This is a genomic window from Pseudoxanthomonas mexicana (assembly GCF_046736355.1).
GTDB classification, from domain to species: domain Bacteria; phylum Pseudomonadota; class Gammaproteobacteria; order Xanthomonadales; family Xanthomonadaceae; genus Pseudoxanthomonas_A; species Pseudoxanthomonas_A mexicana_B.
Window position 1 is genome coordinate 220121 of the sequence record NZ_CP157201.1, and the last position, 13544, is coordinate 233664.

Consider the following 13544-nt stretch of genomic DNA (forward strand, 5'->3'; position numbering starts at 1 on the left):
CTTACCTTTGTCTAAGTGTTGATTGAGGGTGTTGCGGAGTTACGAAGAGTCGGGGGCCGGCGGCGATCGCCGTCAGCCGCCCATGTTGAAGTCGACCGGGACGCGGACGCGGCCGGCGGCCTTCTGGCCATTGACGACGGAGGGATTGAAGCGCCACTTGCGGGCGGCTTCCATCGCGGCGCGGTCGAGGTCGCGGTTGCGGCTCGACTTCTCCACGGCCACGTTGGTCACGTTGCCGTTGGCGTCGACGTCGATGATCAGGATGACCGTGCCCTCGATGCCGGCGCGCGCGGCGGCGGGCGGGTAGCGCGGGGGGTTCATGTTCTTCGACGAGATGTCCACGCTGGCGCCGATGTCGGCGACCGGCGCCGGCGGGGCCGGCGGCGAGGGCGGCTGGTAGACGTCGGTCGGGCGCGGCACGTCGACCTGGATCGGCGGCGCCTCGGGCGGCGGCGGCAGCGGGGTCTGCTTGGGCGGCGCCAGGTTCTTGACCGGCGGCGGCGGCGTGTCCTGCTTCGGCGGCGGCGGCGGTGGCGGCGGCGGCGGCGGCGGGGCGTCGACGATGACGACGGAGGTGCGGATTTCCTGTTCCTTCTGCGCCGGCGGGGCCACAGCGGGGATGAGCAGCATCAGCAGCGCGGCCGCGTGCAACGCGATCACGAAGGCGATACCGATGATACGGGGCCAGTTGAGGCCTGTTTCCTCTTCTTCCCGATACCTATTAATGACCAGTTGTTCAGCCATGCGCCAGTAAACTCAGTGTTGGGTCCGGACGCCGGAGCGGCGTCACGTCGTTCTGTCCGTGGCCGATGCGATCGGTTAGCGGAAAGTCCAGCTTATACCAAACTACCTGCCCAGCACCATCATTACCGTATGGTGCCGGGAAGGCCGTCACCCTTCCATTTACGGCAGGGCGATGATTTTCTTTGCGTCCTGCGGGTTCTTGATGCCCTTGTCGAGGGCGGCCCTGGCGGCCTGCTTGGCCTCGGGGATCCGATCCTCCTGCCACAGCACGCGGGCCAGGTTGAGGTAGGTGTCGCCGGTGGGCGCCAGCGGCGCGGCTTTCCTCCAAGCCTCGATGGCCTGCGGGATCTGCTCGGAGTAGTAGTAGGCCTGCGCCAGCGCCAGTTGGTTCTGGTAGTCGTCGGCCTTGAGGATGCCCTTCTGCAGGCCCTCGTTGACCACCGAGATGACCTCCTTCTCCTTGCCTTCCATGTTGGCGTAGGTCACGTAGAGCTGGCGGTACTCCTTCTCCTCGGTCAGCTGGCCGGCGGCGCGCATCTTCTCCAGCGTGACGGCGGCCTTGTCGAACTGATCGGCCTGCTGGTAGACGCTGATCAGGTTGAGCTGGGCGCGCTTGTCGGCCGGATTCTTGTTCGCCATCTGCTCGGCGACCTTGACTGCCTCACCGAACTGTTCCGCCTCGGCATAGGAGGCCATCAGCAGGTTGTACCAGCTGTCCTTCGGCTCGCTGCTGGCGGCGATGGCCTGCTTGATCACCTCGATCGCCTCGGGATACTTCTCCATCTGGTACAGCGCCTGGCCCTTCTGCAACAGATCCTCGGGCTTCTTCGAGCGGGTCTCTTCGAGGTACTGGTCGAGCGTGGCCACGCCGGCCTGCAGTTCATCATCCTGCAGCTGCAGCTGGGCCAGCATCAGCATCGACTGGTAGTGGTTGTTGTTGTCCAGCGCGTTGAGGGCGATGACCTGCTGCAGCATCCGCTTGGTGGTGGCGGTGTCGTCCAGCCCGTAGGCGGCCTGCGCACCGACCTGGGCGGCGATGGCCTTGTCGTGGTTGCTGGCCTTGGGATCGGCGAGCAGTTCGTTGGCCAGCGCCAGCGCCTCGGCCTCGTTGTCGTCCTTCTCGTAGGCCTTGAACAGCTTGCCCAGCTTGTTCTGCATGTTCGATGCCTTGGCCTTCGGCTCCTCACGGGTGGCATCGGGATAGCGCACTTCCGGTTTCTTGCTGGCGCCACGATCACCGCGACTGGAACGAGCACCAGCGCCCTGGAACGCCATCGCATCGGCGATGATGCCGCCACCGAATGCCGCCAGCAGGACCAGGTTGAGCACGGTCTTCTTGGAGCTTTGGAACTTCATGATGTACCTCGCGAAACCCCTGAAGGGCGTGTCATAACGGCCCGGCAACGACGTCCGGGGGCCGCAAAGCTAACAGAATCTGCCGCGCAGCGGTAACGCTGCTTATGCTGCTTGGCAGCAAGTCGGGGGCGTAGGGTCAGCCGCAACGCGGGGTGTTGCCGGCCTGCCGGGCGGCCTCGTAGACCGGCAGCAGGGCGGGCAGATCGCGCTGCAGTTCGCGGATGCGGTTGGCCGGATCCGGATGGGTCGAAAGCCACTGCGGGGCGCGGCTGCCGCTGCTGGCCTGGATCATGTTTTCCCACAGGTTGACCGCCTGGCGCGGATCGAAGCCGGCGCGCGCCATCAGCCGCTGGCCGACGATGTCCGCCTCGCTTTCCTGCTGGCGGTTGTTGGGCAGCAGCACGAAGCCCTGCGCCGCCGCGCCGCCGAGCTGGGTGGTGGCATCGGCCGCGCCCTGGCCGTACAGCGATCCCAGGATCGCCGATCCCAGGCCGAGCAGGGTGCCGGCTCCCTGCTGGCGGGTGATGCGCTCGTCGTGGTGGCGCTCGACCACGTGGCCGATCTCGTGCGCGAGCACGGCCGCCAGCTGGTCCTGGTTGCGAGCCACACCGAGGATGCCGGAGTTGACCCCGACCTTGCCGCCGGGCAGGGCAAAGGCGTTGGGTTCGTCCTGGCTGAACACCGCCGTTTCCCATGCCACCTGGCGCTGTTCCGGCGGCAGTTGTCGCACCAGCGCATCGACCACGCAACGCACGTAGGCGTTCTGGCGCGCGTCGGTGCTGAGTGGACCCTTCTGCTTGGCCTCGGTGAAGGCCTGCGCGCCGAGCTGGTCGAGCTGCGCCTGCGAGACGCCGCCGACATACTGCTTGCGGCCAGTGGAGGAAGTGGTGGTCGCGCAGGCGGTCACTGCCGCGGCGACGGCAAGGCACAGCAGCCATTTTTTCATGTGAGGTCTCCCCCCGGTGGTTGCGGGCAGTGTGTGAAAGGTGGGCTTAATGTTCCGTCAATCCCACGGACGAAGGCGTTAGCCGTTCAGGGTGGCGGTCGCCACCGCCAGGGCCAGCGCGTTGTTGACGGCATGGGCCAGGATCGGCGCCCACAGCGTGCCGGTGCGCCGGTACAGCCAGGCGAAGACCACGCCCATCGACATGTACAGGGCCAGCAGCAGGAACGCGCCGGGGCTGGCGTCCCGGAATAGCGAGAGCAGCTCGTGGGCCAGCGCGAACACCAGGCCGCTCGACAGCATGCCCAGCCACGGCCAGCCGGCGTCCCACAGGCGGCCGAACAGCACGCGGCGGAACAGCAGTTCCTCGTAGAGCGGCGCCAGCACGATCACGAACAACCCCAGAAGGATCGGGTTGCTCGCCCACGCCTGCCGGATCAGCGCCAGGTTGGCAGGATCCGGGGCGACGCCCAGCTTGCGGGCCAGCACGGTGATCGCGGTGACCGACAGGAACAGGCCCGCGCCCACGCCGGCGGCCAGCAACCATGTCCGCGGCTGCCGCGCACGGGCGCAGGACAATGCACGTTCGGTCGCCGATGCGGGACGGCGCAGCAGGTACATCGACACGGCGCTGGCGGCCATGCCGAATACGGTGATCGCCAGCATCGCCAGGACTGGGGTGGATCGCAGCGCGGCGGCCACGTCTTCGCCGCGCATCGCCGCGGCCACGCCCGCCAGCAGCGCCCAGACGATGCCGGCCAGCGCGGTCAGCACCAACACCAGCAGCACCAGCAGCACCACGTTCCAGGCGAAGTCGGCCAGCGCATGCCGCAGCGGCCGTGGCCGGGCCGATCCGGAAACGGACACTCAGACGTCCAGGTTGGCGACCTTCAGCGCATTGGCCTCGATGAAGTCGCGCCGCGGTTCGACCACATCGCCCATCAGCGTACTGAAGATCTGGTCGGCGGCGACCGCGTCCTCGATGCGCACCTGCAGCAGCCGGCGCGAATCCGGATTGACCGTGGTGTCCCACAGCTGCTCCGGGTTCATTTCGCCCAGGCCCTTGAAGCGCTGGATCTGGCGGCCCTTCTTGGCCTCCTCCAGCAACCAGGCCTGCGCCTGCGCGAAGCTGGCCACCGTCTGCGTCTTGTTGCCGCGGACGATGCGCGCGCCCTCGCGGATCAGGCCGTGCAGCACGGCGGCGGCCTCGCGCAGCGGCCGCAGCTCGCCGTACTCGAACGCCGACAGCGGCAGCACCTGGATCAGTTCCTCGCCCATGTGCCGGCGCGTGGCCAGCAGCGCGGCCGGGCGCTGTTCGGTGGCCGGCTGCAATTGCAGCGCGTAGCGCGGGCTGCCGAGGCCGCCGCGGTTCAGGCGCGATTCCAGCGCGTCGAGCTCGTGGCGCTCGTCGATGTTCTGTTGCAGGTGGGCCGCGTCGAGCGGGGTGAAGTCGATCAGCGATTCCAGCAGCAGCGGATCGTAGCGATGCGCGTTGCGCGCGATCGCCTCGCGCGCGTTGGCGAAGGCCAGCAGCAGCTTCTCCAGCGGCTCGCCGGTGATCGGCGGCTCGCCGTCGGCCGGGACCAGCGAGGCGCCCTCGACCGCGCTGTTGGCCAGGTAGACGTTCAGCGCAGCGTCGTCCTTCAGGTACAGCTCCTGCTTGCCCTGCTTGAGCTTGTACAGCGGCGGCAGGCCGATGTAGACGTGGCCGCGCTCGATCAGCTCCGGCATCTGCCGGTAGAAGAACGTCAGCAGCAGCGTGCGGATGTGCGAGCCGTCGACGTCGGCATCGGTCATGATGATGATGCGGTGGTAGCGCAGCTTGTCCGGGTTGTACTCGTCCTTGCCGATGCCGGTGCCCAGCGCGGTGATCAGCGTGCCGACCTCGGCCGAGGACAGCATGCGGTCGAAGCGCGCGCGCTCGACGTTGAGGATCTTGCCGCGCAGCGGCAGCACCGCCTGGTTCTTGCGGTTGCGGCCCTGCTTGGCCGAGCCGCCGGCCGAGTCGCCCTCGACGATGAACAGCTCGGACAGCGCCGGATCCTTCTCCTGGCAGTCGGCCAGCTTGCCGGGCAGGCCGGCGATGTCCAGTGCGCCCTTGCGGCGGGTCAGGTCGCGCGCCTTGCGGGCGGCCTCACGGGCACGCGCGGCATCGACAATCTTGGACGCGATGGCGCGCGCCTCGTTCGGGTGTTCCTGGAGGAACTCCTCCAAACGTGCGCCGAACGTGCTTTCAACGGCCGGCTTCACGTCGGAACTGACAAGTTTCTCCTTGGTTTGGCTGGAGAAGCTGGGATCCGGCACCTTGACCGACAGCACCGCGATCAGGCCCTCGCGCATGTCGTCGCCGGAGAACGACACCTTGGCCTGCTTGGCGATGCCGTTCTGCTCGATGTAGTTGGTCAGCGTGCGGGTGAGCGCGGCGCGGAAACCGGCCAGGTGGGTGCCGCCGTCCTTCTGCGGGATGTTGTTGGTGAAGCAGAACATCGTCTCCTGGTAGGCGTCGGTCCATTGCAGGGCCACGTCCACCACGATGCCGTTGGCCTCGCCGGTGACGGAGATGACGTTGGGGTGCAGCGGGGTCTTCACCTGCGCCAGGTGCTCGACGAAGCTGCGGATGCCGCCCTCGTACTGGAACACGTCCTGGCGGCCCTCGCCGCGCTCGTCGACCAGAGTGATCTTCACGCCCGAGTTGAGGAACGACAGCTCGCGCAGGCGGCGCGCCAGGATCTCGTAGTGGAACTCGGTGTCGGTGAAGATTTCCGCCGCCGGCCGGAAGCGCAGCGTGGTGCCGCGCCGCTCGGAAGGCTCCAGCCGCTTGAGCGGATAGAGCGGCTCGCCCAGCGCGTATTCCTGCTGGTGGTGGAAACCGTCGCGCCAGACGTCCAGCCACAGGTGCTCGGATAGCGCATTGACCACCGACACGCCGACGCCGTGCAGGCCGCCAGAGACCTTGTAGCTGTTGTCGTCGAACTTGCCGCCGGCGTGCAGCACGGTGAGGATGACCTCGGCCGCGGAGACGCCTTCCTCCTTGTGGATGTCGACCGGGATGCCGCGGCCGTTGTCCGACACCGAGACCGAGCCGTCCTCGTGAATCTTGACGACAATATCGTCGGCGTGGCCGGCCAGCGCCTCGTCCACCGAGTTGTCGACCACCTCGAACACCATGTGGTGCAGGCCGGTGCCGTCGTGGACGTCGCCGATGTACATGCCGGGACGCTTGCGGACCGCCTCCAGGCCGCGCAGGACGGTAATCTTGCTGGAATCGTAGTTGCCGTTCGGTACAGGAGTCGTCGTTTCGTCGGTCATTCGCTTCGGTCGGCTGCATCGCGCACCCGCGCTTTCCAGGAGGGAAAACGGCGGTTTACGGGCGATGGGAAACAGGACGCAATTATAGCATCCGGGGTCAGGCGGGCCCCGACGGCGCCTGCGGTTCGAGCCGCTGGACCTGGCCTTGTTCCACGTGGAACAGGGCGCCGGGGCGCGTCGCCGGATCCAGCCCCGGGGGAACCTCGGTCCCGGTGATGAAGACCTGCGCGCCGCTGGCCACCAGCCGGTCGAGCACGCGCCGCTGGTGCCGGCGATCCAGTTCGGACGCCAGATCGTCCAGCGCGATTACCGGCCACTCGCCGCGGCGCCGGGCATAGTCCTGGGCCTGGGCCAGCAGGCAGCTGAGCGCGGTCAGCTTGGCCTGGCCGCGCGACAGGGTTTCTCCCGGCGCCAGCGACGCATACTGCACCTTCCAGTCGGCGCGATGCGGTCCCTGGGTGGTGTAGCCGAGGCTGCGGTCGCGCTCGCGGGCCAGCAGCAGGGCATCGGCCAGCGACACCTCGCTGCGGCGCCAGCCCGGCTGGAAGCCGAGGCTGGCTTCTCCCAGCGACGGGACCAGCTCGCCGGCCACGGCCTGCAGCTGGAATTGCAGCTGTTCCAGGTATTGCTGACGGCGCTCCGTCAGCGGTTCGCCGCTGTCGGCCAGCTCGTGATCCCAGGCATCCAGCTGCCGTTCCGGCGCGCCGGACTTGAGCAGGGCATTGCGCTGCTTCAGCGCGCGGGCATAGCGCCGCCAGCGGTTCAGGAAATCCTGTTCCACGTGGAACAAGCCCCAGTCGACGAAGCGGCGGCGGGGTTCGCCGGTGCCGGTCACCAGCGCATGGCTGCCCGGTTCGAAGCTGACCACCGCCAGCGCGGCGCACAGTTCGCCCAGCTGGGAGACGGATTCGCCATCGAGACGGCCGGTCCAGTTCTGCCCGGTATGCCGTAATCCAGCCCGGCGCAGGCGCGGGGAGGCGGTTTCCTGCCATTCGACGAAGACCTCGACCGCCTCCCGGCCGGTGCGCATCAGCCCTTCGCGGACCCGGCCGCGGAAGCTGCGGCCATAGGCCATCAGGTGCAGGGCTTCCAGCAGGCTGGTCTTGCCGGCGCCGTTGTCGCCATAGATGAGGTTCAACCCCGCTGCCGGGAGCAGTTCGGCTTGGTCGAAACGGCGCAGCCCGGCGACGGCCAGGCGGGTTACCTGCATGGAGGGGAGGCCTTGGGGGAAACAGCGGGAGCGGGGAGCGGCATGGGAGTGATTCTAGCGGGATCGGGAAAGGGTCATGTCCGAAGGGGGAATGAAGACAGGTAGCGGACTCTTCGGCGATTTATTGTCCTGGGCAGGGTGTGTTGCGTACTCGGAGATGCTTGTCGGCGTGTCCGGGGCGCTGCAGGGCAAGAGGCCGGCGGGCTGGGCTGGGGAGCCGAGCAAGCTCGGCTCTACAGGGGGATATCTGGGGCTTTCGTCGTAGCGAACGCTCCCGGCCGGCTACAACGGCACCAGTGGCACTCCCGATGCCGGACCAGCCAATCTTGTAGAGCCGAGCTTGCTCGGCTTGCCGATTGCCGCCCAAGGTCCGAAGGACGCAAACAGGAACGCCCGGCGATGCCGGGCGTTCTGTTCCACGTGAAACACGAAACGTCAGAGCCGCAGCGGCATCACCACGTGGCGGCACTTCTCGCTGCCGGCCTCCCGCACCAGCGCGGAGGAATTGGCGTCGCGCAACTGGATGATGACCTGCTCGTCGCGCAGCGCGGACAGGGCGTCCAGCAGGTAGTTGACGTTGAAGCCGATGGCCAGGCCATCGACCTTGGTGTCGGCCTCGATCTCTTCCTGCGCCTCTTCCTGCTCGGGGTTGTGCGCGCTGATCTTCAACTGGCCGGGCGAAACCTCGACGCGCACGCCGCGGTACTTCTCGTTGGACAGGATCGCCGCGCGTTGCAGGGCCGCGCGCAGCACTTCGCGATCCAACTGCACCTCGCGATCCGCGCCGATCGGGATCACCGCGGCGTAATCGGGGAAACGACCGTCGATCAGCTTGGAAGTGAAGGTCACGTCGTCACGCTTGACCCGGATGTGGCTGCGGCCGACTTCCAGTTCCAGCGAGCGATCGCCGCCTTCCAGCAGGCGTTGCAGTTCGGTCACGCCCTTGCGCGGCACGATGATCTGCCGCTTGGACATGGCCGCGCCTTCCAGCGGCGACTCGCACAGCGCTAGGCGGTGACCGTCGGTGGCCACGCAGCGCAGCAGGCGCTCGTTGAGGTCGAACAGCAGGCCGTTGAGGTAGTAGCGCACGTCCTGCTGGGCCATCGCGAAGGCGGTGCGCTCGATCAGTTCCTTCAGCGTGGCCTCGGGAATCTCGACGCGCTCGGTCGCCTCGACCTCGTCCACCGACGGGAAGTCGTTGGCCGGCAGGGTCGCCAGGGTGAAGCGGCTGCGGCCGGCCTGCACAGTGACCTTGTCGCCGCTCTGGCTGACGGTGACCTTGCTGCCGTCGGGCAGGGCGCGGACGATCTCGAACAGCTTGCGTGCCGGGATCGTGGTTTCGCCGTCCTGCGCATCGTCCACCGCGCTGCGGGCGATCATTTCCACTTCCAGATCGGTGCCGGTCAGCGAGAGCTGTCCGTCCTGCACCTGCACCAGGAAGTTGGCCAGGACCGGCAGCGTCTGCCGGCGTTCGACGACGTTGACCACCTGGGCCAACGGCTTGAGGAATGCTTCGCGCTGCAGACTGAAACGCATGTGGATGCTCGCCCCTTGTGCCTGATGCTTCTAAAAACGTAGGAAAAGATCTAAAGCTGGTGGTGCTGGTTTCGCGATTTTCGGTGCAGAAGTGCTTTAACCGATTGATTATTATCTGTTTTCTTCTGCTTCCAAGCCCGTGGACAAGCCGCCTCGGAGTGGTCGTGAAAGTTGTGGATAAATTGTCGCCGATTTTGCGGCCACAGGTTGTCCACAGTTCCGGCGCGGCTTACTCACTGAGTTTACGGATCAACTTATCCCAATCCTCGCGCAGCTTGCCATCGGTCTCCATCAGCGAGCGGATCTGGCGGCAGGCGTGCAGCACCGTGGTGTGGTCGCGGCCGGCGAAGGCGTCGCCGATTTCCGGCAGGCTGTGCTCGGTCAGTTCCTTGGCCAGCGCCATCGCCACTTGGCGCGGGCGCGCCAGCGAGCGGGTGCGGCGCTTGGACAGCAGATCCTTGATCTGCAGTCCGTAGTAGTCGGCCACGGTCTTCTGGATGTTGGGGATGCTGATCGCCTGCTGCTGCGCGCGCAGCAGATCGCGCAGGGTCTCCTGGGCGAACTCGGTGGTGATCGCGCGGCCGGTGAAGTTGGCGCGCGCGGCCAGCGTGTTGAGCGCGCCTTCCAGGTCGCGCACGTTGCTGCGCATCTTCTTGGCCAGCAGGAAGGCCACGTCGTCGGGGATCTGCGCGCCGCGCTCGTGCGCCTTGGCCAGCACGATCGCCGCGCGGGTCTCGAAGTCGGGCGGCTCGATCGCCACCGACAGGCCCCAGGCCAGGCGCGACTTCAGCCGCGGCTCCAGGCCCTCGACTTCGCGCGGGTAGCGATCGCAGGTCAGGATGATCTGCTGGCGGCTGTCGAACAGCGCGTTGAAGGTGTGGAAGAACTCCTCCTGCGTGCGGTCCTTGCCGGCGAAGAACTGGATGTCGTCGATCAGCAGCGCGTCGACCTGCTGGAAGCGGCGCTTGAACTGGTCCATCGACTTTTCGATCAGCGCCTTGGTCATCGCGCTGAAGAACTGCTCGCTGCGCAGGTACAGCACGCGCGCGGCGGGGTTCTGCCGGCGCATCTCGTTGCCGGCGGCGAACATCAGGTGGGTCTTGCCCAGGCCGGTGCCGCCGTACAGCAGCAGCGGGTTGTGCGCACGGTCGCCCGGCTTCTGCGCGGCCTGCCAGGCGGCGGCGCGGCCGAGCTGGTTGCTGCGGCCCTCGACGAAGTTGTCGAAGGTGTAGTGGCCATCGAGGTTGCCGGCGAACGGCTCGTAGGACCCCGTGGCCATGCCGACCGCGGCGGCGTTGGCCGCGGCGGGCGCGGCCGTCTCGGCGCTGCGGCTGCGCGAGCCGATTTCCACCGAGACCTCGCGCTGGCCGGCGAAGTGATCCAGCAGCTCGCGGATGCGGCCGAGGTAGCGATCGCGCACCTGTTCGAGGATGAAGGCGTTGGGCGCGTACAGCACCATCGAATCGCTGCGCTGTTCGGCCTGCAACGGCTTGAGCCAGGCGCTCACGTCCTCGGCCGGCAGCTCGGCCTCCAGGCGTTCAAGGCATCGCGGCCAGGCATCGGTCGACTGGAACAAGGGAAATCTCTTCTTGATAAGGCCAGGCGCCGCGCGAAGGCGCGCGCGCAGGCGGAACAACCGGGCCAGCCAGACTACCATCGCCTCCGGGTCGCGCCAACGACGTTTGTGCATAACATGTGGATGAAACGTGGCGAGGGGCGTGTGCGAAGGTGCCCGATATGCCCGCCTGCCGCGCCGCAAGGCCCGGCGGGCCTTGCGGTGGCCGCCACCGGCCGGGTTGTTGCCAAGCTGTGGAACACTTGCCGGTGGGACCGCCGCCGGTTCCGCCGCCACCGCAGGAGTTGATCCCAAACCGCTGGTTCCTATAGAATTTCCGGTTCTTTCCACCTGCCAACCGCCCGAGGGCCCCATGGCCACCAAGCGCACCTATCAACCCAGCAACCTCAAGCGCAAGCGCGATCATGGTTTTCGTGCCCGCATGAAGACCGCCGACGGCCGCAAGATCCTGGCCCGCCGCCGCGCCAAGGGCCGCAAGCGCCTCAGCGCCTGATGGCTTTGCCGCATCCGCGGCAAGACCTCGCAATGCCCGTTGCAAACGCAAAGCCCGCGCCGCAAGCGCGGGCTTCTGTCGTGTCATGACCGCCACTTTCCCGCCCGGCGCCCGGGTCCGCAGCCGGCGCGAGTATGCGCGGGTGTTCGAGCAGGCGCGTCGCGTTTCCGATCCCCTGCTCAGCCTGCACTGGCTCAAGGACGGCACGGCCGCGCGGCTGGGCCTGGCGGTCTCGCGCAAGGTCAGCACCCGTGCGGTGGTGCGCAACCGGATCAAGCGGGTGCTGCGCGAGCAGTTCCGTGCGCAGCGCGCGCAGCTGCACGCCGGCGACTACGTCGTGGTTGCCCGGCCCGGCGCCGCGCAGGCCTCGCCGGCGCAGCTGCGCGCGGCGTTCCAGGGCGTGTTGCTCCGTGCCGGCGCATTGCCCGTGACCGCAGCGGACGGCACAATGCCGCCGGCCACTATCACCCCATCCTCTTCCCCTTGAGAACCGGACGCCCGCGCCGGTCGAGGCTGCCTGCCTGATGAACCAGACCCGCATTTTCCTGATTTTCGCCTGGCTGATGGTGGCCGTGCTGCTGTGGATGGAGTGGGGCAAGGAGAAGGCCGCCCCTGCCCAGCCGGCGCAGCCGGTGGCCGCGGTCCAGGAGACGGCGGGCAGCAGCGTTCCCGGCGCGCCGGCGGCGGCCGTGCCCGCCTCGCCGACCGGCGGCAGCGTGCCGATGGCGCCCGGCGTCGAGCCGGTCGTCAGCGCCGACGCCAGCGTCTCCGGCCAGCGCGTCACCGTCAGCACCGACGTGCTGCGGCTGGTGCTCGACGGCGGCAGCGTGCTGGAGGCCGATCTGCTGCATTACCCGCAGAGCAAGCAGCCGGGCAGCGGGCCGGTGCGCTTGTTCAGCCAGGATCCGGCGCACTACTACGTGGCCGAGAGCGGCTGGGTCAGCGCCGGCGGCGCGGCGCCCAGCCATGAGCGCGGGTTCGTGCCCGAGAACGGCAGCGGCGAGGTCGTGCTGGCCAAGGGTGAGGCGCAGGTCTCGGTGCCGTTCCTGTGGCAGGGCCCGGACGGGGTGACGATCCGCCGCACCTATACCCTGCATCGCGGCAACTACGCCATCGATGTGCGCGACGAGGTCGCCAACGCCGGCGGCGCGCCCTGGCAGGGCTACGTCTACCGCCAGCTGCAGCGCACGCCGCCGCAGATCAAGACCGGCATGACCAGCCCGGAGTCCTTCAGCTTCAACGGCGCGACCTGGTGGGATGGCGGCTACCAGCGCCGCAAGTTCAACGAGGACTACCTGGAGGACGGCCGCGTCGACAAGCAGGTCACCGGTGGCTGGATCGCGATCCTGCAACACCATTTCTTCAGCGCGTGGATTCCCGAGTCCGCCGACACCACGACCATTTCGCTGGACACCCCGGCCGGCGGCCGGCGCGCGCTGATCCGCGAGCTGGGCCCGGGCGTCAACGTCGCGCCCGGCCAGCAGGCCAGCACCACCGCCCGCCTGTGGGTCGGCCCCAAGCTGGTCGACAAGATCGAGGCGGCCGGCGTCAAGGGCCTGGATCGCGCGGTGGACTACAGCCAGTTCTCGATCCTGGCGCTGCTGGGCCAGGGCCTGTTCTGGGTGCTGAACTTCCTGCACGGCTTCCTGCGCAACTGGGGCTGGTCGATCATCGGCCTGGTGATCCTGGTCAAGCTGGTGCTGTATCCGCTGTCGGCCAAGCAGTACAAGAGCTTCGCCGGCATGCGCAAGATCCAGCCGCGCATCCAGCAGCTGAAGGAGCGCTATGGCGACGACCGGCAGAAGTTCCAGGTCGCGATGATGGAGCTGTACAAGAAGGAGAAGATCAACCCGATGGGCGGCTGCCTGCCGATCCTGATCCAGATGCCGGTGTTCCTGGCGCTGTACTGGGTGCTGGTGGAATCGGTGGAGCTGCGTCACGCGCCGTGGTTCGCCTGGATCCAGGACCTGACCGCGCGCGACCCGTACTTCATCCTGCCGGTGCTCAACGCGGTGGTGATGTGGCTGACGCAGAAGATGACGCCGTCGCCGGGCATGGACCCGATGCAGCAGAAGATGATGCAGCTGATGCCGCTGGTGTTCGGCGTGATGATGGCGTTCTTCCCGTCCGGCCTGGTGCTGTACTGGGTCACCAATGGCGCGCTGGGCCTGTTGCAGCAGTGGTGGATGACCAAGCGCCACGGCGAACCGGCCGCCAAGCCCGCGACCAAGTAAGCGCGGCACAAGCGACACCCGAAGAACCCGCCGCAAGGCGGGTTCTTCGCAAGCGCGCAAAAATCGAAACGACACCCGCCCCGCGAAGAAGCTACGCTTTCGCCAGCCCCTAGCCCCTAGCCCCTAGCCCCTAGCCCCTAGCC

Annotated in this window: 11 protein-coding genes; 3 read left to right on the forward strand and 8 right to left on the reverse strand. The window is 67.6% G+C overall.

The features are described 5' to 3' along the window. Positions 1-72 precede the first annotated feature (72 nt). The 8 genes from AAG688_RS00915 to dnaA form a co-directional block, all read right to left on the reverse strand. Positions 73-744: an energy transducer TonB gene (locus AAG688_RS00915; protein WP_411833495.1), complete on the reverse strand. Its 672-nt coding sequence runs from the start codon at positions 742-744 to the stop codon at positions 73-75. 159 nt (positions 745-903) lie between these two features. Beyond that, the gene (locus tag AAG688_RS00920) at positions 904-2100 is read right to left on the reverse strand and encodes a heme biosynthesis protein HemY (RefSeq protein ID WP_411833496.1); all 1197 of its coding nucleotides are present in this window, start codon (positions 2098-2100) and stop codon (positions 904-906) included. Between the two features lie 136 nt (positions 2101-2236). After that, positions 2237-3046 carry a M48 family metallopeptidase gene (locus AAG688_RS00925; protein ID WP_411833497.1) on the reverse strand — a complete coding sequence of 270 codons (810 nt, stop codon included), beginning with the start codon at positions 3044-3046 and terminating at the stop codon, positions 2237-2239. Positions 3047-3124: 78 nt separating this feature from the next. Next, the gene (locus AAG688_RS00930) at positions 3125-3910 is read right to left on the reverse strand and encodes a lysostaphin resistance A-like protein (RefSeq protein ID WP_411833498.1); all 786 of its coding nucleotides are present in this window, start codon (positions 3908-3910) and stop codon (positions 3125-3127) included. Further along, the gene (gene gyrB / locus AAG688_RS00935; RefSeq protein ID WP_411833499.1) at positions 3911-6352 is read right to left on the reverse strand and encodes a DNA topoisomerase (ATP-hydrolyzing) subunit B; all 2442 of its coding nucleotides are present in this window, start codon (positions 6350-6352) and stop codon (positions 3911-3913) included. Positions 6353-6449: 97 nt separating this feature from the next. Next, positions 6450-7562 carry a DNA replication/repair protein RecF gene (gene recF / locus AAG688_RS00940; protein WP_411833500.1) on the reverse strand — a complete coding sequence of 371 codons (1113 nt, stop codon included), beginning with the start codon at positions 7560-7562 and terminating at the stop codon, positions 6450-6452. 435 nt (positions 7563-7997) lie between these two features. Then, positions 7998-9098, reverse strand: a complete 1101-nt coding sequence (dnaN, locus tag AAG688_RS00945) for a DNA polymerase III subunit beta (RefSeq protein WP_411833501.1) — start codon at positions 9096-9098, stop codon at positions 7998-8000. Positions 9099-9327: 229 nt separating this feature from the next. Continuing rightward, positions 9328-10674 (reverse strand): chromosomal replication initiator protein DnaA, encoded by a 1347-nt coding sequence (gene dnaA, locus AAG688_RS00950; protein ID WP_411833502.1) that lies wholly within the window; start codon positions 10672-10674, stop codon positions 9328-9330. A 352-nt stretch (positions 10675-11026) separates the two neighbouring features. On the opposite strand from dnaA, the gene rpmH reads away from it, so the two are divergent. From rpmH to yidC, 3 genes are all read left to right on the forward strand, one after another. Then, complete coding sequence (gene rpmH / locus AAG688_RS00955) at positions 11027-11167, forward strand: 50S ribosomal protein L34 (RefSeq protein WP_024892171.1); 141 nt, start codon at positions 11027-11029, stop codon at positions 11165-11167. Between the two features lie 85 nt (positions 11168-11252). Continuing rightward, complete coding sequence (gene rnpA / locus AAG688_RS00960; protein ID WP_411833503.1) at positions 11253-11654, forward strand: ribonuclease P protein component; 402 nt, start codon at positions 11253-11255, stop codon at positions 11652-11654. Between the two features lie 37 nt (positions 11655-11691). Continuing rightward, positions 11692-13401, forward strand: a complete 1710-nt coding sequence (gene yidC / locus AAG688_RS00965) for a membrane protein insertase YidC (protein WP_411833504.1) — start codon at positions 11692-11694, stop codon at positions 13399-13401. Positions 13402-13544: the final 143 nt, after the last annotated feature.